The following is a 25,858-nucleotide window of genomic DNA, read 5'->3' on the forward strand; positions in this document are numbered from 1 at the left end:
CCGTTAGCTCTGGGATAGTGGGGCAGCGGGTGCGGAAGGCGGGGCGGTTACGTTCCGGGAGATGGACGCGATTCCTTTTCTCTCGACATAGCCCCAGCCTTCGTCGTTATCGAAATATTTGAATGTCCCCACAATATTGATATAGAGCAGCACATTCCGGTACGTCAGCAGTTCCAATTGACTGAAAATAAACATGTGGATATAATCCTTGAGCGTATAGGTGCTCCCGTATTTCTTGCAGAGCACGAGCGAAATGACAATCTGAATGGCGTTAATAAGCAGCGTGGCCGACAGGATGAGCAGCGCCATCCATATGCCGTCTCCGGCTATAAGCAGCTGGAACAAATACACGAAGGTCGTGAACGCCGTCAGCGTTCCCAGCACAAAGCCGTCAATGGCGAAAAACAGCCGGACGCCCAGATTGAACTTACGAGGCAGGTCCGACCAATAAATGAGGATACAATCGACAAAGGCTTTCTGCCAGCGGATCCGTTGTTTGTAGAAGTTCGGCATGTTCTCGGGGCATTCGGTGTAACAGACGGCCTCGGGGGCGTACACGAGCTTTTTGGAAAGGTTGTTCGCCTTGATATATTCGTGGATTTTCAGCGTGATGTCGATGTCCTCGCCGACCGTGCTCCGGAACCCGTCCACCTGGATGAGCACGTCTTTGTAAAAAGCGCCGAAAGCGCCGGAAATGACCACGATCGAGTTAAGCGCCGACTGGGTCAGTTTTCTAACGTAGAAGCCGTGAATATAGGAAATGATCTGACTCTTGATGAGACCTTTGCCCGTAAATCTCTCCTGGATTTGCCCGTCCTTTCTTTCCGCGCCCTGGACAATCTTGACGGTACCGCCAAGCGCCATGACGTCGGGATCGTGAAAATACTGGTTCACATATTGAAGCGAGTGGGCTTCCAGCATCGAGTCGGCATCCAGCGTGATGACGATGTCCGAGAGGGCATAATCGATTCCGGCGTTGAGGGAGTCGGCCTTGCCGCCGTTCTGTTTATCGATGACATAAATATGGGGATACTGCCGGGAACGGTAAAAGGCTCTAACCGGCTGATAGGTTAACTCCTGCATGACCTGACGGTCGTCTTCCTGCAGATCCAGCAGCTCTTGGAGCCTCCGGAGAGTTGCGTCTTTCGATCCATCGTTGATAATGATGATTTCATGATTCCGGTACTTCAGGCCTTCCATCGCTTCGATACAATTGCGAATCGTCAGTTCCTCGTTGTAGGCCGGCACAAGAACGGAAATCGATTTTTCCTCCAAGCCTTCCTCCAGCTTCTTTACCTTGCTGAACAGCAGCGGAATAAAGGTATACAGGAGCTGGAACGCCAAAAAAACGATTGTCGTTACGTATAACAGAATCTGCATCTCTCTACTCCTCCTATCTTTTCTCTTTGTCTATAGGTCTCCTCCGGTTAAGACACGCATTACAGCGTTAAAGGATTTATCCGATAATCTCCTTTCATCTGGAAATGTAGTTCTTTTTATCTAATTTAGTCTAATCTACTAGTAGTGTAAAACTCTTACATCATCCGATAAAGCGAATACATCACACGTTTACTAAAATTTTCCTCCGTTTTGCTCCGATTATCTAACTCTGCTAAGTGACTCTTTTGTGATTTTCGTTATTTGTAAAGAAAAAAAAGACTCAAAGCGTTTACTTGGAGTCTTTTAAGGAATTAATTGGATTTTTTAAGAGAATTATTAAGAAAAATTAATTAATTTAGACACGAGTTAAAAAAATCTACATATATATCAGCTCTTCAAAGCGACCATCTGATAAACAAGCCGCGGCGTGGCATCCGAACCGCCGTAGGAGCCTTCGGCCACTTTATACTGCGAGGAGCCGCTTCCGTCCAGGAAAATGCCGTCCACCAGGGTTCCGGAGCCGATTTTCTCTTTGATCGCGGTACGAAAAGCGGCCGCTGTCGGCTTCGAATCGGTCACGATCAGCCAAATATTGTTCGTGTTGTTATACACGAGGGCGGTCCGGTTGGCCGCGCCGTCCGGGTTCTGGATATTCTCCGCGGCGGCCTGGGTTTTCCAGGCGGACTCGCTGCTTTTCAGCATCATGCTGATGCCGCCCTGCGCCCAGTAATTGCTTTTGTTAGCGACCAGAATTTCGTCCGTCTTACGAACGACTTGAACGGAAAACTCTCCGTTTTTGTCGTCCCATACCAGCGTGCCTCGGGCATACTTCGCGTTCTCGCTGCCGTTAGGCGCCACGGGAATATTGTTGTTCACCGCAATCTGCAGCAAAGTCCCGTCGTAAAAATACCCGCCGTTCACCCCGTAAGCCGTCTGTCCGACAACGCTCGATGCGCCGATGGACTTGATGGTAATGTTTTTGGGACTCGTTTTAATCGAATAGAGCTTTACTCCGTTGGATGCGGTGACCGTTGAAAAAGTATAGGCCATTTATATTCACTCCCCTTTATATTTTCAGGGCGTCAGCCCCTTCCCTTTAAAGGCGGAAAACGGAGTGCAAATACAACCGTTCGGCCCCTATTTTCTTCCGGCCCCGACTTCGACTGCGGCCAACCTTGGCGAATACCTCCACGGAACCCAAGCCATACTAATAAAATCTTTCCATACAGAGGAGGACCCGTTTTGTCCACGCAAAAATGGCGGATTCCCGCAACCGAAGGGCTCGGATTCCGGCTAGGCAAAGGCCAGACCGTGCGGATCACGGACGTAGAAGGCGAGCAGGTTGCCGATATCGTCGCCTACCGGGCGGACAATCCCGCGGAGAAGTTCGACCCGACCGTCACGATGGATGCTCTGCGCAAAATGAAAGTAACACCCGGGGACATCCTGTATTCCACCCGCTATACGCCGCTGCTCACCATTGTGGCCGACACGGTGGGCCAGCACGATTTTATCAATTCCGCCTGCCGGCCGGAAATGTACGAGTTCACGTACCAGAAGAAGGATCATGCGTGCTGTTACCACAACTTGAACCGGGCCATCGCCCAGTTCGGCATCGAACCTCCGGAACAGCACTATCCGTTCAATTTGTTTATGCACACGGTTATACAGCCGGACGGTTCCATCAGCGTCAAAAGACCGCTGTCCAAGGCCGGAGATTACGTGGACCTGCGTGCGGAAACGGATCTGCTGGTCGCGATGTCGGCTTGTCCGGCTTCGGAAAGCATCTGCAACGGCTACGTCTGCACGCCGATCGAAGTCCAAATTTTGTAAATTATTCTAAGCGGGACATCCCCTGAATACAATGACTTGTACGCTTGTACCTGTCATCCATCTCTAAGGGGAGTGTTGCTTTTTGAATGCCTTCTTGGCCTATGTCGTGCTCGGCATATCGTTATCCGCGCCCGCAGGCCCCGTCAATGCCGCCCAACTGGAAAAAGGGGTCCGCTTCGGCTTTGTTCACGCGTGGCTGGTCGGAGCGGGCGCTATGGTTGCCGATCTTTTTTACATGCTGCTGATTTATTTCGGCGTTGCCCATTTCCTCGATACCCCCTTTATGAAAACCTTCCTGTGGCTGTTCGGCTGCTTTGTTCTTCTATACACGGGAATCGTGACCCTGAAAAGTCTCAAGCTGAAGGAAAGCGGCGAAATGCGGGAGTCTCCTTCCGAAATGAGCTCTTTCCGGTCCGGCTTTTTTATCGCGCTGACGAGCCCCTTGACCATTCTCTTCTGGCTGGGTATATACGGCTCCATTCTTGCCCAAAGCTCGCAGAATGACGACGCCGGCCAGGCGCTTTGGCAAAGCCTCGGCGTATTTGTCGGCATTATGGTCTGGGATGTCTCGATAGCCCTCATCGCAAGCTCCTTCCACCGGTTCGGAAACCGCCTGATTCTTCAGATCACTTCCCTGCTGGCCGGGATTTCGCTGATTCTGTTCGGGCTTTACTTCGGCTATCAGGCTCTTCTGATGCTTGCGGGCTGACCCTCGTTTACCTCCGGTAATCCCGGAATCTCCAGGGGCATTCACCTATTCCAATCCGATCTCATACACTGCATGGTGTGGAGAGGGGATGAAGAGATGGCGGAACTCCGCAGTAAGATCTGGATCGAGGAGAACAGAATGGATCTTCCGGAATGGCAGCGGACGGCGTTCGGGGAATTCGCCGCGATGATCGCGGGCCCTGAGAACAAGTACCCCTGTGTGCCCGGACACCTAGGGTACGTCACGAATAATCTCCGGTACGGCTTTGCGCCCGATCCCCGGTCTGCCCAAGCTGTATCCGATACGGCCGAGCTTCTGAACGCCTATGGGAGCTGCTCGCGCGAAACGGGAAAATACGCCTCGCTTGTTGTTTTTTTCGAAACCCCGGAGGACTTGAAAAATCACGCGGACGTTCTTGAGTACGAAACCTTGTTCTGGTCCCTCCTCAGCCGGTTGCACGACAAAGACACGGCCCCTTGGCCCGAGGATATTCCGCAGGACCCTGCGAAGCCCAAGTGGGAATTTTGTTTCGCCGGTCAGCCTTATTTCGCCTTCTGCGCGACACCTGCGCACGGGCAGCGCAAAAGCCGGCACTTCTCTTCGTTCCTTGTGGCATTCCAGCCCCGCTGGGTTTTCGATGAGATCAACGAAACGACTGCGTTCGGACGGAATATCAGCAAAATAATCCGCAAAAAACTCGCGGACTATGATGACGTGCCGGTGCATGCCTCCTTAAAATGGTACGGACAGCAGGACAATCAGGAGTGGAAACAGTATTTCCTGCGGAACGATGAAACGTCTCCTTCCCGGTGCCCGTTCATGGCGATGAGAAATCAGTTAAAAAATAACGAACCTTTTCATAAATAAAAAAAACAACCCGGTATGGTTTTAACGCAAACCATAACCGGGTTTCTTGTATGTTTACTGGTAGCGCGGAGCGAAATTCGCCTGGTTGGCTTGATGGCCGGCAGGTGTTTGCGGGTAGCCTGGCGCCGGAATAAACGTATTCAGCATGCTCTGCATATCGTTTTGCTGAAGCTGAGGCACCTGATAGTACGCATGTTTGTTTTGGTACAGGAAAATCTCATAGGCCAGTTCGATGAAATTCTGAACCTGGGAAGCAAGAACGCGGCGGACGACCGGATTCGTGACTTCAACGGCGGACATCGTCAGAAGAGACGCGTGCGTTTTGATCAGTCCGAGCATATGGCCGCTGATTCCCGCGTCCTTCACGTCCGCCAGGGACTGGTTCGGCTTCTTGGGCTGGCTCGGCTTGATGCCGTACTGAATGTTGGTCGGCTGCTGCATCATGTACGTGGCCGTCTCATGACTTGGCTTCTGGCCTGTCGCGAAGCACTCCGCGGTGAGGTTGTACTGGGAGAGGATAAAGCTGTACTGGCGGTCCAGGATGTTCAGAAGTTCCGGGTCTTTAACGAAAGTCCGGAACAGCATGAACTGGTCGAGCACATTGATGGTGCCGGAAAGCACCTCGTGCATGTCAAAAAATTCGTGGCCCCCGTGGTTAAAGTTAGGCGCTCCTTGCTGATTCTGATTGTTGAAATAATTTTGCTGCTGCATGTGGAATCCCTCCGCTTAGTTGATGGTTAACAACTTGAATAGTTTAGGTTTTGAATCCTCTTTTTATGAGGGGGACTTTCTTTCTCCCTCTCCGGATTACAAAGTCACAACAATCTCGTGAAGCCGGTTATCGTCTGTCAGCGGAACGAACGGACCTTCACCGGAGGAGAAATCTCCGTCCGCCTCCTGTCCGTCGATCGTCAGCCGTGTACAACCGCTTGATTTCCGCGACGGATTAAGGACCGTGATCCGGTATTCGGATTCCCCAAAGCGGTATACCGCCGAGAATTCCGGCCATTCCGGAGGAATACAAGGGCGGATGTACAGCTTCGCCCCTCGGCGTCTAATGCCGAGAATCCACTCCAGCCCCGCCTGGTACATCCATCCGGAGGCACCGGTATACCAGGTCCAGCCCGCATGTCCCCTGTGCGGCGGCTCCGTGTACACATCGGCAGCCATGGCATAAGGCTCACCGACATACTTCCGGACCTCCGCCGCTGTTTTGGTATGCATGATAGGGTTGAACATCTGGAACAGTTCAAGCGCCTTTTCCCCATTGCCGAGACCGCACCAGGCCACAATACTCCAGATCACACCGTGCGTATACTGGCCGCCGTTTTCCCGGATACCGGGAGGGTACCCCTGGATATATCCCGGGCTCGGGTCGGTCTTGTCGAACGGAGGCGTCAAAATATGGGCGACGGACAAGCTGCGGTCGACAAGTTCCCGGTCGAATGATTTCATGGCCTGGCGGGCTCTATCATCCGGAGCCATGCCGGAGATGACCGACCATGACTGGGCGATGGAATCGATGCGGCACTCCGCATTGTGGATCGATCCGAGCCATTGACCGCCATCCGTGAAGGCGCGGCGGTACCATTGGCCATCCCAGGCGCTTTCGTTCAGCGCCGCAGCCAGCTTCTCCCGCCGGCTTCGGAATCGCTCGGCGAGTTCTTGTTTTCCTCGGAGTTCGCAAAGATCGGCCATTCCCTGGAGGACATCTCCAAGGAACCACCCCAGCCAGACGCTCTCTCCCCGCCCCTCGGGGCCGATCATACTCATGCCGTCGTTCCAGTCGCCGATGCCGATCAGAGGCAGCCCGTGCTCCCCGAATTTCAGAGCGCGGTCTACCGCCCGCAGACAGTGATCGAAGATCGTGCCGCTATTGCCGGACAGGACCGTTTCCTCGTAGCGTTCGTGTTCATCCGCTTCCAGCGGTTTGCTGGCCAGGAACGGCACAGTTTCGTCAAGGATGCTCCTGTCTTCCGTATGATCGATATACCGGGACACGGCGTAAGGGAGCCACAGCAGGTCATCCGAAAAACGGGTACGGATACCGCGGTGCGTCTCCTCGTGCCACCAGTGCTGGACATCCCCTTCTTCGTACTGATGAGAAGCGTGAAGCAGAATCTGCGCACGGGTCAGGTCCGGACGGCTGTTCAGCAGTGCCAGCGAATCTTGGAGCTGATCCCGGAACCCGTAGGCTCCCCCCGCCTGATAGAATGCGGTACGGGCCCACATCCGGCAAGCCAATGTCTGGTAGAGAAGCCAGTGGTTCAGCATCATATCCATTTCCGGCACTGGAGTGGACACGGTCACGGTTCCAAGCAAGTCTTCCCAGAACGTACAAACAGCCTCATAAGCGGCCATGCAAGCATCAGGCTCCCTGTACTTGCGGGCTATCCGCACCGCTTCTTCGCGGGAATCCCCGCAGCCCAGAAGAATATAGACCGTTCGCTCGGCGCCCGGTTCCAGTCGGAACTTCGTCCGCACGGCCCCGCATCCGTCATAAACGGGACCGGTCACGCCCGACAGATCGAGCCGCCTCATCGCGGCCGGATCTTCAATCGTCCGGTTGCGGCCGATAAATTCAAGCCTGTCGCCCGTCCAGGACAGGCTGCTTTCGCCGGCATGCACCGTTAAGAAGGCGGTGGCATTCCGGAAATTTTCCTGATACACATTTCGGGCGAGCAGGCTGTCCGCTTCGTCATCCCAGTCGGTCATAATGAAGGAGGCGTTCCCTTCCCGCTGGACGCCCAGCACCCATTCCGCATAGTAGGTAGCGGACAAGGATTTACTATGCGATGTTGTATTTCGCAGCTTCACTTCGATAATCTTGACGGGGTCCTCCAGCGGAACGAATACCGTCATTTCCTGCCGTATTCCCCGGCTTTCATGCTCGTAGCGCGAATATCCCCTGCCGTGAGCCACCCGGTAAACGGACGGATCATCTTGCCGCCGGGAAGGCGCCATCTGCCAAAAATCCCCGTTTTGTTCATCGCGGATATAGAAGACTTCGCCCCGCGGGTCCAGGGCGGGATCGTTCGACCACGGGGTCAGCTTGCACTCCCGGCTGTTGCGCCACCACGTGTATCCCGTGTACAGTTCGGAGGCCAGACAGCCGAACCTTGGATTCGCCATCACGTTAATCCATGGAGCCGGGAGATGCTCCCCGTTTTTGAGCGTGATCCGGTACTCCCGGCCGTCCGGGGAAAAGCCACCCCACCCGTTGAAAAATAAGGGGGCGCCGGAATCTTGCCCCGTTCCCGTGACCTGTGCAGCGGTCGTGTCCTTGGCCTGCGCCGAGGCGGTTGTGCCGGAAGCGGCCGTTGTGCCTGTGGCGATATCGGTTGCTGCGGTCGCATCCTCGGCTGTGCCGGGGACTGTGGATATGCCCGCGGCAGTATCCACGGCAGTATCCGCGGCCCCATCCGTATTCCCGACCGCACCGGAGACTGCGGACGCATCCGGCCTGAGCGGAGCCGGCGCTTCCCCCGCCGTAACCGGCAGCGGCACATCGTAGGCATCCTTCCGGCGCCAGATCTTCAGCTGCGCCCGCAGGCTTGGCCCGTCCGCACGCAGAACGACCCGCGCCGCCGCGAGCAGCAGCGTGTGGTCCTCTTCGGGCATTGCGGAAGCGGGAACGACATGGATGCCTCCCTGACCGGCGGCACCCGCATTTCCGGCTGCCTGCTCCGACAAGCGTACGAGCGCATCCCTCAGCTCCTGCTGATACCCGCCCGGAGATTCGTTAAACAGCACGAGATCGAAAAACAGCCCGTGCCGCCGCAAATACTCGAAGCCCCCCAGCAGCTTCTGCACGAACGGCAGATTTGCGCTGTCGGCAACTCTCGCCAGCACGATGGGCCTGTCGCCGGAAACTCCGTAAGTCCACAGGCCCTGCTGTCCTTTGCTGTTGACGGCGATGTTTTCCGCCTGTTCTGGCTTGAACGGCCCCCTATAAAGCACGCGGCCCGCCAACGCCCGGTAAACGGCGGCCTCCGCCGGCGTGATATGCAGATGCTGCAAATCGATCTGGCTGCGGGTCCAGGCGAGCCGGAAGGTTCTGTCCACCTGCTGCGCCTGAAAAAGCTGCCGGACCATGTTCAAGCTCTGCTCCTTCGAATCCGCGACGCCCGTAACCGCGCAGAGACGGACGCTCTCGCCCGGCTTGAGGCTGATGCGGCGGCGCATGACGAAAGCCGGATCGGCGACGGAACCGACCGTACCCTCGAGGCGGGAAGCGAGTCCTTTCGGCCTCGCAAGGGAATGACCGCGGCCGATGAAAGCGGCCCGGTCGGTCTCGAATTCGGCCGGTCCGAGAACAGCGCCGAAGACCGACAAGTTGTGGAAAGCCCAAATCGACTTCTCTCCCGCATTCCGCGGACGCTTGCGGGCAAGCAGGCAGCCTGTCTCCTCCTCAAACTGCGTTTCGACAAACAACTTCGTGAAAGCCGGATGAGCCTTGTCCGCATCGGGCAGCGCCAGAGCGATTTCCAGAAACGTCGTCACTTCGACGATGCGGGCCTCGCTGCTTTTGTTCTCCAGCGTCAGCCGCCGGACTTCCGCGTTCATCTCGGGCGAGACCGTAATTTCAAGCACGGTCTGTATGCCGTCATCCTCTCGGCGGAAAGTTGTCCTCTCCTGGGAGAAGCGTACGCTCTGAGAGTCCGAAGGAACGCGGCAGGGCTGGAAGGTGGGGGACCATACCTTCTCCCGGGTAACATCGCGGATGTACAGGTACACGCCCCAAGGGTCTCCGACCGGATCTTCCCTCCATCGGGAAACGGCCAGTCCGTTCCAGCGGATAAACCCGCTTCCGCTGTTGGTAACGGCCGTCGTGAACGTCCCGTTGGAGTGGACGCCCACTTCCGGGGCCGGCGTGTCGGCCGCTATGTTTTCCAGCGCGGAATAAGCGCGTTCCGCCACCGGCTTTTGAATACGCGACTTTCCCGTCAATTCCCGGGTCAGCATCGACTCGCGCGGCGGAATGCGTTCGATCAGGAGCAGTTCGGCCGCCTGGACGCGTTTGTCGCTGTGAAAATAATCGTACATTTTAACTGGGAGAAGCAGGTTCGCGATTGTCAGCAAACTCATGCCCTGGTGGTGGGCCATAAAGCTGCGGATAATTTTGCAGTCTTCCCCCCGCGGCATTCGGTCCGCCGTAAAATCAATCGCTTCGTAGAAGCCGTATTTTCCCCTTGCTCCAAGCTCCTCCATCCGGTTCAGGTCCTCCAGCCCTTCCCGGAGGGCAAACGGAAGCGCCATAACCGCCGCATAAGGCGCGATCACAAGATCCTCTTCCAGTCCCCGCTTGAATCCCAGGCCCGGCACACCGAATGCCCGGTACTGATAGTTCATCTGGTAATCGAACGCGTAATAGCCCGATTCCGAAATGCCGAACGGGACGCCCCGTTCATGCGCGTATTCCATCTGGCGCTTGACGACGCCCCGGTAAGTGCTGTCCCAGAGCGTATTGCGGTAAGTCCGCATGATGAGCCACGGCATCATATACTCAAACATCGTGCCCGACCACGAAATCAGCGTAGTCTCGTTCCCCTGGAGCTTGACCGTGCGGCCCAGCGCCATCCAGTGGGATACGGACACCTGGCCCAGCGCGATCGCGACGAAGCTGGTCTGCCTCGCCTCGGACGCCAGCAGATCGTACAAAATGCTGTCCCGCTCCCCTGTCGCGCCATGATACCCGAGAACAAAGAGCTTGGCCTTAGGATCGTAAAGCTGCGTAAAATCGGTCGCCGCGATAAGCGCTTCGAGCCGCTGTACAAGCTGCTGCCCTCGGGTCAGCCAATCCGGAAGATTCGACGGGGCCTCATGACCCGCTTGCTCAAACCTGTTTCCTTCGGCCGTCAGGACTGCCGGGCGGTAGCCGCCGTTTCCGAGATTTTGGCCCTCCCGGCCTCTGCCATCTATGCCGTTTTTGCCGTTTTTGTCGTTTTTGCCGTCTTCCCTGCCTTCTCCGGCTTTTCCGTCAATCCCGTTCAACGCGGATTCTCCGCGCGGAGTCTGATCCAAATCGACAGCAAATTCCACCTCGTAGGCCCCTGCTTCTGCCGGGCTAATTCCCGTAAAGCGGCCTTGCGTTTCCCCTTCTTGCCGCAGCCAGCTTGCCAGACCCTGTTTGACCGTCATCAGACTTGCGACGAAGTTGCCCGAATCGACTGTGGACACGTAGGCGGGCGGAAGAACTCCCAAGGTCAGCGTGTCGTACCAGTTGTATAAATGACCGTGCCATTTCTCCAGGTTTTCGACCGTCCCGATCGTATTTTCCAGCTTTTCAACCAGCGATGGAGTGTCGATAAAACCGAATTCGCGTGCCGCAAGCGCCGAAGTCAGCAAAAAGCCGATATTGGTCGGAGACGTCCTGTGAGCCACTCCGTTCGGCGGGTCTACCTGGATGTTATCCGGGGGCAGGTAATGATCCTTTGGACCGGCATAGTCTTCATAAAAAGACCAGATTTGTCTAGCCAGCACCCGGAGCTTGTCCTGTTCCTCCGCTCCAAGCGGTGCTTCCTCCCGCTCCACAGGCCGGTCCAGCCAGGAGACAGCCAGAGGGGCCAGCGCCCAGAACAAGCTTAGCGCAAGGCCCGCCCACAACAGGGACGCCGAGGCCTGTACAGCCGAAGCGAGCGCAAACACGAGAATGAGCACATACCCCCATCCCGTTTGAAGAAGCGGTGTGCGCCGCTGTTCCCGGCTGCTTCGCTCGATATGCGACGAGCTGGTCCATTCCAGCAGCCGGCGCTTGCTGACGAACACCCGGTACAGCGTTCTGCCGATCGCATCCAGCAGCACAGCCGTTTGAAAAGGCAGCGTCCAGATCTGGATAACAACGTGCAGGGCCGTCGCCAGCAGCCGTTTAGGCTGCCTGTAAATCCGGTGGAGCATAAACAGCTGCCGCAGCAGCGGCAGAAACATCGTCGCCAGCAGCACAGCGGCCCAGCGCCACGGCGATCCCGGCAGAACGGTCCAGGCGAGAACGAGCAGGACGAACACCGCAGGCGGAAGCAGACTCCGCCTCAGGTTATCCAGTATCTGCCAGCGGGTCAGAAAAGATAAATCAATGGGCCGGAGCACACCCCGTCGGTCGCAGATACGGGAAAAAAGCCAGCACACAAGCTGCCAGTCTCCACGCACCCACCGGTGCAGCCGTTTCTGGTAGGAAACAAACTTGGCCGGATGATCGTCGATCAGCTCGATATCGGACAACAGCGCGGCGCGCATAAAACCGCCTTCCAGCAAATCGTGGCTGAGTACGGTATTATCGGGAATCCGCTCGCACAGAAGTTCGGCAAACACATCGACATCGAAGATGCCCTTCCCCGTAAAAATACCCTGGCCCAGCGCATCCTGGTAAGGGTCCGAAGCCGCGAACGCATACGGGTCCATGCCCGGCTCGGACCAGAAATACGCCAGCCGCGAGCGCATCGCCGAATCGTGGCTGATCCCGATGCGCGGCTGAAGCACCCCGTAGCCCTCCACGACCCGTGTCCGGGCTTTGTTCAAGCGGGGGCGGTTGTACGGCAGATGCAGGGTTCCGATCATCCGCTGCGCACTGCCCATCGGAAGCTGCGTATCCGCATCCAGCGTGATCAGATAGCGGATGCGCGGAAGAACGGACGCATCGCCGAGTTTTACCGCGTAGCTGGTCTCGCCGCTGCCTTTCAGCAGCTCCACGAATTCGACCAGTTTGCCGCGTTTGCGCTCCCAGCCCATATACACTCCCTCACGTGGATTCCAAAGCCTGCGCCTCTGGTAAAAATGAAACGTCGTTCCGCCTGCCGCGGAATACTTCTCGTTAAGCGCACGAATTTTGTCCTCCGCAAGACGGACCAGCCGGTCATCTTCCGGAAGCGTTTCTTCCGATGCATCCGTAAAATCGCCTAAAAGCGCATAATGGATGTTGGAATCGCGGTTGGCCAAATAGTGAACCTCCAGGCGGTCCGCAAGCTCCGCCACCTCGTCGGGCGAAGACCAGATCGCCGGTATAACCACCATCGTGCCGGCTTCCGCCGGAACACCGGCGGAGAAATCATACCGGAGCAGAGGACGCGGACGGCAAATCCGCTCAATGGCGAAATGCAGCCAGGTCATTCCCCATTCGCTTACGGGCAATAGCAAAGCTGCGAGGACGGCTGCCCAGGCGAGAGCGGACAAACCGTACCCGCTTCCGATCCATACGGCCGCGATTAGCCAGAGCACGGCGAACAAGCCGAGCATCGAGGCGAAATAGGTGCCGTTCGGGCGCTTGGATATAGCGTTCTCCGGCATCGTCCGGGGAGAGCTGCACTTCCGCAGCGAGGCGATCAGCTTCTGCACACCTTCCGATTCGAACAGATAATAGGAGGGAAACTGCTGCCGGGTGCGGTCCCCCGCCGCCAGAGGCGCTGTGACTTCTCCATTCTCGTGGAGAATAAGGACATCGCTTTGCGGGGAAGCGGCCGCAGTTGCCGGGATTTGCGGCTGGCGGAGAGACTCGCCTGTATCTGCGGCTGGCAGATCCGCCGGAAGCGAACCCGCTCCTCGTGCCGATGCAGGTGGCTCCCCGGATGCGGAGCCCGCTTCCACGGCTGATCGCGCGGCAGACGCCTCCGCTGCTCGTGCCGATGCAGCCTGCTCCCCGGACGCAGCGTCCGCTTCCGCGGCTATTCCTGCCGCCGCAAGCGAAGAGCCGCTCCGGCCGTCCGCGTGCGCGGCGTCTGCACCCAGGCTGCCGGAACCGGCGCGGGCGGCTTCCCTGGCCAGCGCCGCCGCCTGTCCGGCAACCAGATTCTCGGGCACCCGCAGACGGCGGGCAAGCCGCTCCACTTCAGCGAGAATCTGGTTCCGGCTGTACGCGTCGAGCAGCGGGTACACGCCCGTATACTCTAGGCGGAGCGTCCGGTCCGGCAGACTGATCTGCTCGAAGAGATCGTTCCAGTCCCAGCGCTCGTTTTTACGCAAACTGGTGATTACGCTCCCTGCCCGGACCTGATAAGCCGCCTGAAGTTGATGCTCGTAAGAAACGATGCGGTCGAGGTCCTCCGCGCCGTTCTCATAACTGCAAATCAGCCATTCCCTGACGGAAGCCGTATCTCCGGCCCATTCCCGCAGATGGCTGATTAAATGGACGATCCACGGGCCCGGCAAAGGAATCGTCAGGCCCGCTTTTTCCACCTGGAGATGGACCGTTTCGGGGCTTAAGGCGGCAGGCTCGATCAAAGAAAGGATGCGTCCGACGTCTATACAGACTTCGCGGCGCTCCCGGACGAAAGCCATCGTTTCCGCCAGCTTCTTCACCAGGACCAGGCGCAGAATGAGCGGCACCGAACGGGCTTCGGTCAGCGTTAAGGCGCTCACTTCCTGGTAGGCCTGAATATAAGCGAGTATCGTTTCCTCGCTCAAAATTCCCTCGACATGCGTCAAATAGTCTTCCATCATAGACTGAATGCGGAGAAGCCCGTTCCCGCGCAGTCTCGGCATGCGGCCCAGTGCATCCTGAAGGAGCAGAGCCCTGACTTCCTGGGCCTGTTCTTCGACAAATTCGGCATTGTCCAGCAGCCACTGCTCGGCCGGTTGGGTACAGCCGGCATGAACCGTCTGGAGGGAAAGCACAAAATCCCTTAAGCTTTCTATGTCCTTCTTAAAATGTTGTTCAATATAAGCAGGCCTTGTACGCGGCAAGGTCGTTACGTGCTGCAGCGCAAGTTCCCGCGCTTTTTGGCTGAGTTGTTCGTTCGTATAGGTCATCGGTTCCTCCGGAGATCAGTTAGTCAAAGGTGTACTGTTCGTCCGGTGTAACTAAACAGTCCGGGACAACTAAATTATTCCCAGCTTTGGCTGGTTTTATGAGCCGGAAAGCATCCTCCGAAGGATCGGGCCTTGAACGAAACCGTTTCGCCTTCATGCCGCATGCTTGCGCTTGCCTGCGCAGTTTAGCTTTTCCCTAGAGTGGACATGCAAAAAAAGGCCTCGTTCCGGAAGGAACGGGCCTTTTTGTCTGAACCGCCGGGCGGCTTAGACCATGATCTTGCAAATACTATTCGTAAATTCGACCGGGTCGCTCACTTGGAGACCTTCGATCAGAAGTGCCTGATTGTACAGCAGATTCGTGTACAGGTTCAGCTTGTCTTTATCGTTCGCATAAGCTTCTTTAAGGGAGCGGAACACGTCGTGGTTGACGTTGATTTCCAGCACTTTGTCGGCCTGGACTTCCTGTCCGTTCGGCATGGCCTTCAAAATTTTCTCCATTTCGATCGTCAGCTCGCCTTCGGTGGACAGGCAGACCGGATGGGATTTCAGACGTTTGGACGCTTTTACGTTCTTTACTTTATCCGACAGGATCGCTTTCATCGCCTCGAACAGATCTTTGCTGTCGTTTTCCTCTTCTTCCGTCTGTTTATCCGCCGCGTCCGGCTCGATTCCGAGGTCGCCGCTGGACACGGATTTGAATTCTTTTTCCTTGTAAGCCATCAGCATTTTAATGGCGAATTCGTCGACATCGTCGGTGAAGTACAGAATCTCGTAGCCTTTGTCGAGGACCATCTCGGTTTGCGGAAGTTTCTCGATGCGGTCGATGGACTCCCCGGAGGCGTAGTAAATGTACTTCTGCTCTTCCGGCATGGCCGATACGTATTCATCAAGCGTGACGAGCTTTTTCTCTTTAGAAGAGGTGAACATGAGCAAGTCTTGCAGATCGTCCTTGTGAGTGCCGTAGTCGTTATAGACACCGAACTTAAGCTGACGGCCGAAAGAATTGTAGAACTGCTCGTATTTGTCTCTTTCGTCCTTGAGCATGCTTTGCAGTTGGCTCTTGATTTTGTTTTTGATATTTTTGGCGATCAGCGTCAGCTGGCGGTCGTGCTGGAGCATTTCCCTGGAAATGTTCAGAGACAGATCCTCCGAATCGACCATCCCTTTTACGAAACCGAAGTAATCCGGCAGCAAATCCCCGCACTTGTTCATGATCAGCACACCGTTGGAATACAGCTCAAGACCTTTCTCATATTCCTTCGTGTAATAATCGAACGGAGTACTTTCCGGGATAAACAAAATCGCCTTGTATACGACAGCTCCGTCCGCACTGATATGAATATGTTTGAGCGGCTTGTCGAACCCGTACCGTTTTTCCGCATAAAAGTTCTCATAGTCTTCCGTCGTCAGCTCATTCTTGTTTTTGCGCCAGATCGGAACCATGCTGTTGATCGTCTGTTCTTCCTGGTATTCTTCGAATTCGTCGTCGCTGCCTTCTTTGGGTCTGCGTCCGGATACGTCCATCTTGATCGGATAGCGGATAAAATCGGAGTATTTCTTGATGATCGCCTTGAGGCGGTACTCTTCCAAATACTCGTCGTAGTTATCGTCCTCGGTGTTCTCTTTAATTTTTAAAATGATTTCGGTTCCGACCGTTTCTTTGTCGGCAGGCACAATCGTGTAGCCGTCCGCGCCTTTGGACTCCCATTTGAACGCTTCCTCGCTGCCCAGCGCCCGGCTGATGACCGTAACGACGTCCGCCACCATGAAAGCGGAATAAAAACCGACGCCGAACTGCCCGATAATGTTGTGGCCGTCCTTGGCTTCGTTTTCCTTCTTGAAAGCGAGCGAACCGCTCTTGGCGATCACGCCCAGGTTGTTTTCAAGATCCTCTTTGGTCATACCGATTCCCGTATCGGAAAGCGTTAGCGTACGGCTAGCCCGGTCGGCCTTCAATTTAATGAAATAATTGTCGGAGTTGAACGCTAGGCTGTCGTCCGTCAGAGCCTTGTAGTAAATTTTGTCGATCGCATCGCTGGCATTCGAAATCAGCTCTCTTAAAAAGATTTCCCTCTGGGTGTAAATCGAGTTAATCATCATTTCCAGCAAACGCTTGGATTCCGCTTTAAACTGCTTCTTGGCCATGAGTGAATCTCCTTCCGAAAGATCATAGTTAGCACTCCAATGTCATGAGTGCTAATTCCTAGTTTTATAGTACCTATTCCATTTTTTGAAGTCAACCGCTCCGTTAAAAATACATGCGCGCGTTTCTCTCTTTTTTGCAAAAAAATAGAGTTATTCCCCAGCCGTCTGAAAGACCGCTGGAAAAATAACTCTTCCCTTCTTAAATCAGTTCGGATTTCTGAAGAAGTCTCTGCACGATGGCGGCGACTTCCGCTCTTGTAATCGACGCTTTCGGAGCCAGCTCCGTGGCGGTTCTACCCGCAAAGATGGCGCCCTGCAGGCAATCGGCCACGCCGCTTTTCGCCCATTCGGCAGTCGCTGCGGCGTCCGCATAAGGAGCCAGCGATTCCGCCGCTTCTTGGGACGGCAGCTTGTCCCGGAGGCCGGTAGTCTTCATCGCTTTTGCCATGATGACCATAGCTTGTTCACGGGTGATTTTGTCGGACGGACGGAACGTTCCGTCTTCAAAACCGCCGATAAGCTTGTACGCGTAAGCGGTCTGCACCGCAGCGCTGTACCAATCCGTTGCTTTCACGTCCGAGAAAGGCACGGACGCTTTTTCCTGTTTAAGTCCCAGTGCCCGCACCATGATGGCCGCAAACTCCGCACGCGTAATGGCCGTATCGGGGTTAAACGTGCCGTTTTCGACACCGCTTACGACCATGCGCGAGCCCATATCGTTGACCGCATTCTGAGCCCAGTGCCCGGCAACGTCCCGGAACTCAACCGGATGCCAGATCACGGAGTAGGTGCTGTTCGTTAAACTGTTGATTTTCGCAAAATAGCGTCCGCCTACGTTTACGATCCGGGTCGGCACGTGACGGACGGTACCGTCCCCTTCCACGACAACACCGGTCGTAATCTTGCTCGGATCTACGCCATCCGGGATGGCGATCGTACGCTCCACGTAAGCGTTGAAACGGGACACTTCAACCGTTGTGCCGCCGTAAGTTCCTTTCACCGCAAAGTTGAGCGTCGGAGCTACCAGCGTGAAATTCCCGTCGGCCGCCGAGTTTTCGACGACTTTCAGTGTTTCCTTGGACGGGGTGGCAACTTCGATGCGCACTTTGATATCGTCCAGTGCGGCCGGCTTGCCGAGCTGATCCGACAAAGCGGAAACGTTGATTTGCTCCGCAGGGATCGTATACGTGATATCTCCGAAGGAGATTTTAACGACGGCCTGCTTCTGCTCCATGCCTTTCACCATTTGGCCCGTCAGTTCGCCGACGAGCACATCCGCTTTCTTGTCTTTCGCAAGCGGGATGGTCACGACGGCATGCTGGCCTTCGGACGCCAATTTCTCGTCCAGCTTCTTCGGGTCCACCACAACCGTCAGTACCGACTGGCCGTTTACTTCGGTCGACTTCAAGGTTCCTGCACGTTCCGTCTTCCCGTTAACGAGGATATCGGCTCCGTCGCTAGCCGGTACTTCCGGAACGGAAGGTGTTGTCGGCGTTGGCGTGCTCGGTTCCGAGGAGCCCCCGCCACCTCCTCCGCCACCGCTCGAAGAGACATATGGCGTGACGGCATTTGATGAAGCCGAATCCGCGCCATCGCCTGCCGCGTTAAAAGCTTTAACGGTGAACGTGTATGCGGTGCCGTTCGTAAGCCCGGTTACCGTGATCGGGCTGGCCGTGCCGCTCACGACTTTATTGCCTGGCGAAACGGTGACTTCGTAGCCCGTGATCGCGTTGCCGCCGTCAGACGGCGCCGTAAAGGAGACGACCGCTTGGCCGTCGCCGGCCGTGGCGGTAACGTTTGTAGGCGCGGACGGAACGGTATATACCGTTAGAAGCGTTTCGTCAGAAGTGGTCGGGTACAGTCCTGACGCCGAGACGATGACGCGGTATTTGTTCCCGTTCATTTCCTGGGTCACAGGGAAAATGCTAAGGAGAGCTCCCGTTTCACCCGGTAAATCGTGAAAACCCGTTCCCGTGTTCACCTGCCACTGAAAGCTCAGATCACGTCCGTCCGCTTTCAGGGAAAGATTAATGCGAGCTCCCTTGGGAACCGACAGATCCTCCGGCGGCTGGTTCTTGATAACCGGCGGCACGATGGGCTGTGTCACAGTCAAAGTCGCGTCGTTCGAAATGGCTTGCAGCCCTCCCTTGCCCGTTACGACAACACGGTACCTATAGCCGTCCATTCCCTGCGAAACGGCCGCAATGTTCAGCGTCGCGTTCGTCTCGCCCGGCATGTCCTGGAAGCCATTGCCGCTGTCTTCCTGCCACTGGTAAATCAGCTTCGATCCCGTTGCGGTTACGCTAAAGCTGGCGGGGGCACCTTCCAGCACCGGCGGCGGACTTTGCGGATGGACTACAATTACCGGCGGCAAAGTCGGATTGGGAATACTCGGCAGCACCGTCAGCATCGCCGCGTTCGACGTTACCGACTGCCCGCCCGTACCCGAGACGACGACCCGGTAGGTGTACCCGTTCATGTTCATCGTGACGGCCGGAAGGTCCAGCACGACGCTCAACTCGCCCGGCAGGTTTTGGAACCCTTGTCCCGTATTCACCTGCCACTGGTAGGTCAATCCCATTCCCGAGGCCAAAACGCTAAAAGCAGCGGGCGCTCCTTCAAGCACCGGCGACGCGCTTTGCGGATGAATCATAATTACCGGCGGGAACGTCGGAATCATCGGCACCACGTTCAGCACCGCCGGGGTCGACGTCACCGGCGGCCCGCCCGTTCCCGACACGACAACGCGGTAGGTGTACCCGTTCATGTTCGCCGTGGCGGCCGGAATGCTCAGCGTGGCGTTCGTCTCGCCCGGCAGGTTTAGGAAGCCCATGCCGCTGTCTTCCTGCCACTGGTAAGTCAATCCCGTTCCCGTAGCCGTAACGCTAAAGGAAGCAGGCGTTCCTTCAAGCAACGGCGGGGTGTTTTGCGGCTGTGCCGTGATCATCGGCGGAAACGTCGGATTGGGAATCATCGGCACCACGTTCAGCACCGCCGCATTCGACGTCACCGACTGGCCGCCCGTACCCGACACGACAACGCGGTAGGTGTAGCCGTTCATGACCGGCGAAACGGCCGGAATGCTCAGCGTGGCGTTCGTATCGCCCGGCAGGTTTAAGAAGCCTGACCCGATGTTTACTTGCCACTGGTACGTCAATCCCGTTCCCATGGCCGTAACGCTAAAGGAAGCAGGCATTCCTTCAAGCACAAGCGGCGAGTTTTGCGGTTGTACCGTGATCATCGGCGGAAACGTTGGATTGGGAATCATCGGCAGCACGTTCAGCACCGCCGCGTTCGACGTCACCGGCTGGCCGCCCGTACCCGATACGACAACGCGGTAGGTGTAGCCGTTCATAACCGGCGAAACGGCCGGAATGCTCAACGTGGCATTCGTATCGCCCGGCAGGTTTAAGAAGCCTGATCCGATGTCTACTTGCCACTGATACGTCAAACCCGTGCCCGTAGCCGTAACGCTAAAGGAAGCAGGCATTCCTTCAAGCACCGGCGGAGTGCTTTGAGGATGTGCCGTGATCACCGGAGGCGCGGCAGGCGGCGCCGAGCTTTTGACCGTCAAGGTAAAGTCCTTGGTCACATTTTCATTATTTCTGCTGATTTTCGCCTGAAGAGCGGCCGTTACATCTCCTCCGGTCGATGGCGTCACTGTTCCCGTCGCGGGATCGATGACCCCGTTTCCTCCGGTCCAAGTGATTTGCGTGAAATGTGTACCCGCAGCCGGAAGGGTTACGTTCTGGGTAACATGTGCGGCACTGTCTCCCGTCGCATAACCGATCTCCAGAGCCGTCTTGTCATCTTGAAGAGCTCCGGACACAATCTGGCCGATCGCTGTGTCTATAATAGTCTGAATCTCGGCCGCAGCGGAATATCCGTCGACAGGAATACCGTCGAGTACAGCTTGGTCCACAACCGCTTGCTCCGTGTAATCCAAACCGGAATACTTGCCCAAATCCAATCCGGGATTGAGGAAGGTTCCGTCATTAACCCAGCTCAAAGCCGCGCTTACGCCGGAATTATCGGTAGCTTCATGAAGAAACAAAAAGAAATTTCTGTTATCCAAGGCAATGCCGTAAGCATCGCGCAGATCCGTAACCGTCGCAAAAGGACGCTTGCTGATCAGTTCATCCACGATAGCGTCGTTATCCGCTTTTCTGTTCCAGTAAAAACTATCCTTCTGCTGCACGGTTTCAAAAATATCGTTAGGGTAATCCAGAATGGCCTGATACATTTCCGCAGCAGTGACCGCCGCGTTATAAGCGAAAGGTCCGCCGGGAGGTCCCGCCTTAACCGGGCCCGCTGCGCCGAACAAAACGGCGTTAAGCACAAATACGCTCATCAACATAACCGAAATCCATCGGAAAGAGGATTTTCTCTGATGCATACATTCACCTCATATTTTGTAGAATACTTGTTAACGTACTGACAAAACGACTATCAACGGAAATTTTTTTCTCTCTTTATTTAAGCTTTATCCAGTCCCTTCCCCCTGTTTTTAACATGGAAAATTGTATCAAGTACCACTGAACGGATTCTGGACAAAATTCGTCATTTTTCGCCAAAACGGTCCGTTTCGGATACCGGCAGCCGCAAACCTGCTCTCCATTGTGTTTCAGCCCCACAAAAAAAGCCCCGCCGCTCAATAGGGGCAAAGGCTTCGTCCCGGATAACCGGAATCGCTCAGATGCTCTGCATCAAGTGTTTATACAGGTTGGTTGTTTCGCGGCCGGGCTCTGATCCCAGCTCTTCGCGGAGGGCGCTTGCGAACGCTTCGTAATGCTTTTTCAGCGACTGCTTATCCCCCAGCCCCGCATGGACTTCCATCCCAGCCCGGCAAATTTCTTCCGAGAACGGCTCCTTTTTGTGGAGCAGCTCCAGCCGCCGGAGAGCGGATTGAGTCTGACCTGCGGATACTTCGTAAGCCGAGGCCAGAAGACTGGCCTGGATATACTGTCCGAGCAGCTGCGCCCGGTACGATTTGGCCCAGAAATAATCGTGCTCTTCCAAATAATCTCCCCGGTACAGCTGCAGCGCCTGGTCCAGCCGCCGCCACTGCTCCCGCGACGTAATCTCGCCGACAGAGGCTCCAGCCAGGAACAGATCCACATCGGTGCGGAAATCGTCCCCCGTGAAGCGATAGCTGTCGTGGGAATAATCGATGCCCGCTCCGATTCCCCAGGCTTTGAGCATTTTGCGCACCTGGTATACGGAGGTGTGTAGCTGGGTGACCGCTTTATCCAGAGAAAGCTCCGGCCATAGCGTCTCCAGAATGACATCCTTGGCCACCCGCTTGCTCCCGTGATGAACGAGGAAAGCGAACAGCTCCTGCGCTTTCTGCGTGCGCCATCTCAAGGTTCCGCCTGTACCGGCGCTTCCCGCCAGGGACAGCTGCTTGAAGCACAGCACGGCCGGTTCGCCGGCCGGCGCCGCCTCCCGGCGGACGGCCTGAAGCTGGCTAAGACGCGACTCCAGGCGGCTGACGGTCTTGGCGAACCGTTCCGGATCGACCGGCTTGAGCAGATAGTCGATCGCTCCAAGCTCGAACGCTTCGATCGCGTAGTCGTTATAGGCGGTTACGTAGACGATCTGCGCTTCCGGGTTCAGCCGGTACAGATGCTCTGCCGCTTCAAGACCGTTCATCTCGGGCATCTCGATGTCCAGGAAGACGATGTCCGCCTTCTCGGCAGTCATATGTTCAAGCCCGTGCCGGGCCTGCGTATACATCCCCGCGACCTCCATGCGCCCATCCGACTGGAGCAGACGCTCCATCTGGATCAGGGCGGGCTTTTCGTCGTCAATCAGAATGACCTTCACTGTTTTTGACCTCCTCCGGCATTCCCCCGGGTTGCCCCGTTATTCGGCACCCGGAATCGGACAATCGTTCCTCGTCCCGCCTCGGTCCGGATGTCGAGCCCTTCGCCGAACATCGTCAGCAGCCGGGTATGGATGTTGATCAGGCCTACCCCTCCCCCGGCCTCTGCCGACAAGAGGGATGCCGCGCGTCCGGTTTCCATCCCGACTCCGTTATCCGTAATTTCCACGAGCAGAACATCTTCCTTCTCCTCGACGGAAATTCCGATCGTTCCGCCTTCCGCACGCCTCATGATGCCGTGGCGAACCGCATTTTCAACGATAGGCTGGATGCTGAGCGGAGGGATCAACCGGTTCGGCTCGGCTTGGATGTCGTAATCCACCTGCAGCCGTTCTTCGAAACGTGCCTTCTCCAGAAATAAATACGACTGCACGAGAGCCAATTCCTTCTGTAAAGGAACCAACTGGTCGCGATTCTGAAAATCGAAGCTGCCCCGAAGATAACGGCTGAGCTCCAAGAGGAGCTTTGTCGTTTTGTCCGGGTCCGAGGGCAGCAGCGCGATAATCGTATTCAGCGCATTGTACAAAAAATGCGGCTTGATCTGCGCCTGCAAAAACGCCATCTCCGCCGAAACCGCGTTCCGGACGGACTTGCGCATCTCAAGCAGAGTCCGCACCCGGGCTCTCAGCTCGTCGGCATCGACCGGCTTGCGCAGGAAATCGTTGGCGCCCGCCTGGAAACCGGCACGCACATCCTCCGGCAGACTCCGCGCGGTCAGCAGCAGCACCGGCAGCTCAGCCAGCGAGACACGGGCGCGGATCGCCCGGCACAGCTCCAGGCCGGACATGCCCGGCATCATCCAGTCGGCAATGACCAGGTCGATGGACTGGCCGGAGCCGATATGCGCCATCGCTTTGGCCCCGCCGTCCACCGCGATCAGCCGGTAACCTTCAACCGACAGCAGGTTGTACAGCACCTGCAGGTTGACCGGGTCGTCGTCGACCAGCAGGACAGTCGCGTCGATTTGGCGGGCCCGCCTGTCCTCCCCGCCTTCAGCCAGGACGGCGGCGGCCGTTTCGTCCCTTGCCGCCGAAGCCCTGGAACCCGCATCGGAAGACCGTGCCGCTTCCGGTGCGGCCGTAGTCGACGGAACGGTAAACCGGAATACGGAGCCTTCTCCAAGCCGGGATTCCGCTTCGATTTTTCCCTCACCCAGTTCGACCAGCTTCTTCGTAATACTCAGTCCGAGGCCGGTTCCTTCGTAATCGCGATACCCGGGACCCACACCCTGATCATAGGCATGGAAAATTTCTTCCATGCGGTTCTCCGCGATTCCGATCCCCGTGTCTTTAACGAAGACGAGCACATGGCCGCCCTTCGTTACCGCCCCGATCGTGACGGTTCCCGCAGGAGTGAATTTCACGGCATTTCCGATCAAATTGTACAAAATTTGCTGCAGACGGTCTTCATCCGTCAGAAGCCAGGGCAGCCGGTCGGGCCATTCTTGCTCGAAACGGATGTCTTTGTGCCGGGCGACATGCGTCATAACCTCGAGTACGGCGTTCGTTGCGGCTTTGAGATCTACCGGCTGCCTCTTCAGCACAATTTCGCCGTTTTTAAGCTTGCTGAAATCCAAAATATCGTTAATAAGAAGAGTAAGCCTCCGGCCCGTAGACACAATCATCGTTAGATCGTTCCTCTGTTTATCGTTCAAAGCCCCCGATGCGCCTTCCAGCATAGACTGGGCCATATTGACCATGCCGTGAAGAGGCGTGCGGAGTTCATGGGACGTGTTCGCCATGAATTCGTCCTTCAGCCCGTCCAGGGAAAGCAGCCTGCGCGACAGCTGGTCCACCTCCACGAAAGTCCGGTTAAACCGCTGCGCAAGCAGGACGGCCTGGGTCATCACGAACAGCAGCATTTCGGCCGGAATGAGCAGCAGCCCTTCGTACAAGCCGACCAGGTTGAGCACGTACGCCGCTATGACCATCAGAATGCTCATCACACCGGCGATCATGAGCAAGGTGTCCTCGGAGCGCTTGCGCACGTCCCTAAGCAGAACGAACGCTATATAGCACATGCTGAGGAAAGAAACCGTCAGGATCAGCACCTCGAGCCGCGAGAAAACAACAGGCGGCAGCAGCAGACCCGCCAGCAGACCGGTCGCAGTCACGGCGGAGCTCAGCCGCATCGCAAGCGGATGAACGCCGCCCGGTACGGCAACGGCTACATAGCGGAGTAAGAAAAAGTACACGAATGAAGACACCATAAGCTGCACCTTGAGCAGCCAGGTGTAGGAAAACCCCGGCCAGGCGGCGGCAAGCAGCTTCTCCCCGTGCGTAAGCACAAACAACAGCCCGACCAGACAGAACAGCCCCAAATAAAGCGAGGCCGGATCTTTCCTCCGCATCCTGTACAAAACCAGAAAATAAAGTCCCGGAATCAGGAAGCCCGCCATCGTCATCCACTCGGAAAATAATGCCGCTTCCCGGCTTTTCATGACGGACTTTTCGTCTCCGAACAAAATCGGAGTGAACATACCGCCGGAGGAATAGCTGTGGTTGGAGATCTGAACCACGATCTCGGCTTCACTGCCCTGCAGGTAGGAAAACCCCGTGTACGGGACGTTGTCGGGACTTTCTTCGGCGGCCGTACGGCCCGGCGTTCCGCTCGCTCCCACTTCCCGGCCGTTCACGAACACCCGGTTAGCCATGCGGATATTGCCGGTGCGGATGCCGTAAAGGGCCCCGTCGGTCTCATTAAGCCGCACTTTAAGCCGGAACGTGGCATACCCTTCTGCGGCGGAATCCTCTTCCGTGCCCATATACGCATTCCATTTCCCCGGAATTTGCGCCATGCCGGTCGGCACGGGAGGCGTCCTTCCCGCTTCCGCGGAAGGGTGAAAATCTCCGGGTACGAGCAGCTTTCCCCTGTAAAACTCCCACTCGCCGCTCAGCCGGACCGTCCCTTTGTCCGCAAAGTTCCAGGCTCTGAGATCCAGCACCCCGCGGACCGCATCGGGATTCCGCTCGATCGACACGACGTGCTGAAGAACGGAATACACCGGCAGCAGCAGAATAAGCGCGGCTCCGAGTATAAAAAACAACGCTTGTTTTTTCATAGGTTAATCCACAGCTCATGAAATCGCTTGCAAAACCCCTGTAAACCGTCTTTCCATACCGCACGAAGCTCCCAGCGCGCGGTGCTTGGGGTCACATGACGGTGGTCAACTACATGCCCGCAGCTCCTGTACCTCATCTGACCGCCGCACGTGTACAACACCGTAGACAAATTGCGCTCTCGTACACCTCTATGATATAAAGTCCCCATTGTCTTTCACCTGCCGGAAAAAAGTAGCG

At 56.4% G+C, this 25,858-nt stretch carries 11 protein-coding genes; 3 read left to right on the forward strand and 8 right to left on the reverse strand.

Annotated elements, in window-relative coordinates:
- Window positions 1-3: 3 nt before the first annotated feature.
- Together ABH899_RS25415 and ABH899_RS25420 are read right to left on the reverse strand one after the other, a co-directional pair.
- Window positions 4-1,380, reverse strand: a complete 1,377-nt coding sequence (locus ABH899_RS25415) for a glycosyltransferase family 2 protein (RefSeq protein ID WP_009675101.1) — start codon at window positions 1,378-1,380, stop codon at window positions 4-6.
- 387 nt (window positions 1,381-1,767) lie between these two features.
- A complete protein-coding gene (locus ABH899_RS25420; RefSeq protein ID WP_370001482.1) occupies window positions 1,768-2,430 on the reverse strand; it encodes a phosphodiester glycosidase family protein in 663 nt (220 codons plus the stop codon).
- A 192-nt stretch (window positions 2,431-2,622) separates the two neighbouring features.
- Here ABH899_RS25420 and ABH899_RS25425 point away from each other — a divergent pair, with 192 nt between their 5' ends.
- From ABH899_RS25425 to ABH899_RS25435, 3 genes are all read left to right on the forward strand, one after another.
- Window positions 2,623-3,213, forward strand: a complete 591-nt coding sequence (locus ABH899_RS25425) for a DUF1989 domain-containing protein (protein ID WP_370001483.1) — start codon at window positions 2,623-2,625, stop codon at window positions 3,211-3,213.
- An 82-nt stretch (window positions 3,214-3,295) separates the two neighbouring features.
- Window positions 3,296-3,922: a LysE family transporter gene (locus tag ABH899_RS25430; RefSeq protein WP_370001484.1), complete on the forward strand. Its 627-nt coding sequence runs from the start codon at window positions 3,296-3,298 to the stop codon at window positions 3,920-3,922.
- Window positions 3,923-4,018: 96 nt separating this feature from the next.
- Window positions 4,019-4,789 (forward strand): YqcI/YcgG family protein, encoded by a 771-nt coding sequence (locus tag ABH899_RS25435; RefSeq protein WP_370001485.1) that lies wholly within the window; start codon window positions 4,019-4,021, stop codon window positions 4,787-4,789.
- Window positions 4,790-4,843: 54 nt separating this feature from the next.
- On the opposite strand, the gene ABH899_RS25440 is transcribed toward ABH899_RS25435, so the two are convergent.
- The 6 genes from ABH899_RS25440 to ABH899_RS25465 all read right to left on the reverse strand — a co-directional run bounded on the left by ABH899_RS25440 (window position 4,844) and on the right by ABH899_RS25465 (window position 25,620).
- Window positions 4,844-5,500 carry a spore coat protein gene (locus tag ABH899_RS25440; RefSeq protein WP_370001486.1) on the reverse strand — a complete coding sequence of 219 codons (657 nt, stop codon included), beginning with the start codon at window positions 5,498-5,500 and terminating at the stop codon, window positions 4,844-4,846.
- A 96-nt stretch (window positions 5,501-5,596) separates the two neighbouring features.
- Window positions 5,597-14,527: a GH36-type glycosyl hydrolase domain-containing protein gene (locus tag ABH899_RS25445; RefSeq protein ID WP_370001487.1), complete on the reverse strand. Its 8,931-nt coding sequence runs from the start codon at window positions 14,525-14,527 to the stop codon at window positions 5,597-5,599.
- A 267-nt stretch (window positions 14,528-14,794) separates the two neighbouring features.
- On the reverse strand, window positions 14,795-16,675 hold the full coding sequence (gene htpG / locus ABH899_RS25450) for a molecular chaperone HtpG (protein ID WP_370001489.1): 1,881 nt from the start codon (window positions 16,673-16,675) through the stop codon (window positions 14,795-14,797).
- A gap of 199 nt (window positions 16,676-16,874) precedes the next feature.
- Entirely contained in the window at window positions 16,875-21,071 is a 4,197-nt protein-coding gene (locus ABH899_RS25455; protein ID WP_370001491.1) for an S-layer homology domain-containing protein, read from the reverse strand.
- Between the two features lie 296 nt (window positions 21,072-21,367).
- Window positions 21,368-22,501: a response regulator gene (locus ABH899_RS25460; RefSeq protein WP_370001493.1), complete on the reverse strand. Its 1,134-nt coding sequence runs from the start codon at window positions 22,499-22,501 to the stop codon at window positions 21,368-21,370.
- The gene (locus ABH899_RS25465) at window positions 22,498-25,620 is read right to left on the reverse strand and encodes a hybrid sensor histidine kinase/response regulator (RefSeq protein ID WP_370001495.1); all 3,123 of its coding nucleotides are present in this window, start codon (window positions 25,618-25,620) and stop codon (window positions 22,498-22,500) included. Before ABH899_RS25465 ends, ABH899_RS25460 begins: the two co-directional genes overlap by 4 nt.
- Window positions 25,621-25,858: the final 238 nt, after the last annotated feature.

It is taken from the genome of Paenibacillus sp. RC84 (assembly GCF_041260495.1).
Classification (GTDB): Bacteria; Bacillota; Bacilli; order Paenibacillales; family NBRC-103111; genus Paenibacillus_F.

What these genes read in the sequence shown, in the direction of transcription:
- ABH899_RS25415 (WP_009675101.1), bottom strand. Translation starts at nt 1,380, where the DNA reads ATGCAGATTCTGTTATACGTAACGACAATCGTTTTTTTGGCGTTCCAG.
- ABH899_RS25420 (WP_370001482.1), bottom strand. Translation starts at nt 2,430, where the DNA reads ATGGCCTATACTTTTTCAACGGTCACCGCATCCAACGGAGTAAAGCTC.
- ABH899_RS25435 (WP_370001485.1), top strand. Translation starts at nt 4,019, where the DNA reads ATGGCGGAACTCCGCAGTAAGATCTGGATCGAGGAGAACAGAATGGAT.
- ABH899_RS25440 (WP_370001486.1), bottom strand. Translation starts at nt 5,500, where the DNA reads ATGCAGCAGCAAAATTATTTCAACAATCAGAATCAGCAAGGAGCGCCT.
- ABH899_RS25445 (WP_370001487.1), bottom strand. Translation starts at nt 14,527, where the DNA reads ATGACCTATACGAACGAACAACTCAGCCAAAAAGCGCGGGAACTTGCG.
- htpG (WP_370001489.1), bottom strand. Translation starts at nt 16,675, where the DNA reads ATGGCCAAGAAGCAGTTTAAAGCGGAATCCAAGCGTTTGCTGGAAATG.
- ABH899_RS25455 (WP_370001491.1), bottom strand. Translation starts at nt 21,071, where the DNA reads ATGCATCAGAGAAAATCCTCTTTCCGATGGATTTCGGTTATGTTGATG.
- ABH899_RS25465 (WP_370001495.1), bottom strand. Translation starts at nt 25,620, where the DNA reads ATGAAAAAACAAGCGTTGTTTTTTATACTCGGAGCCGCGCTTATTCTG.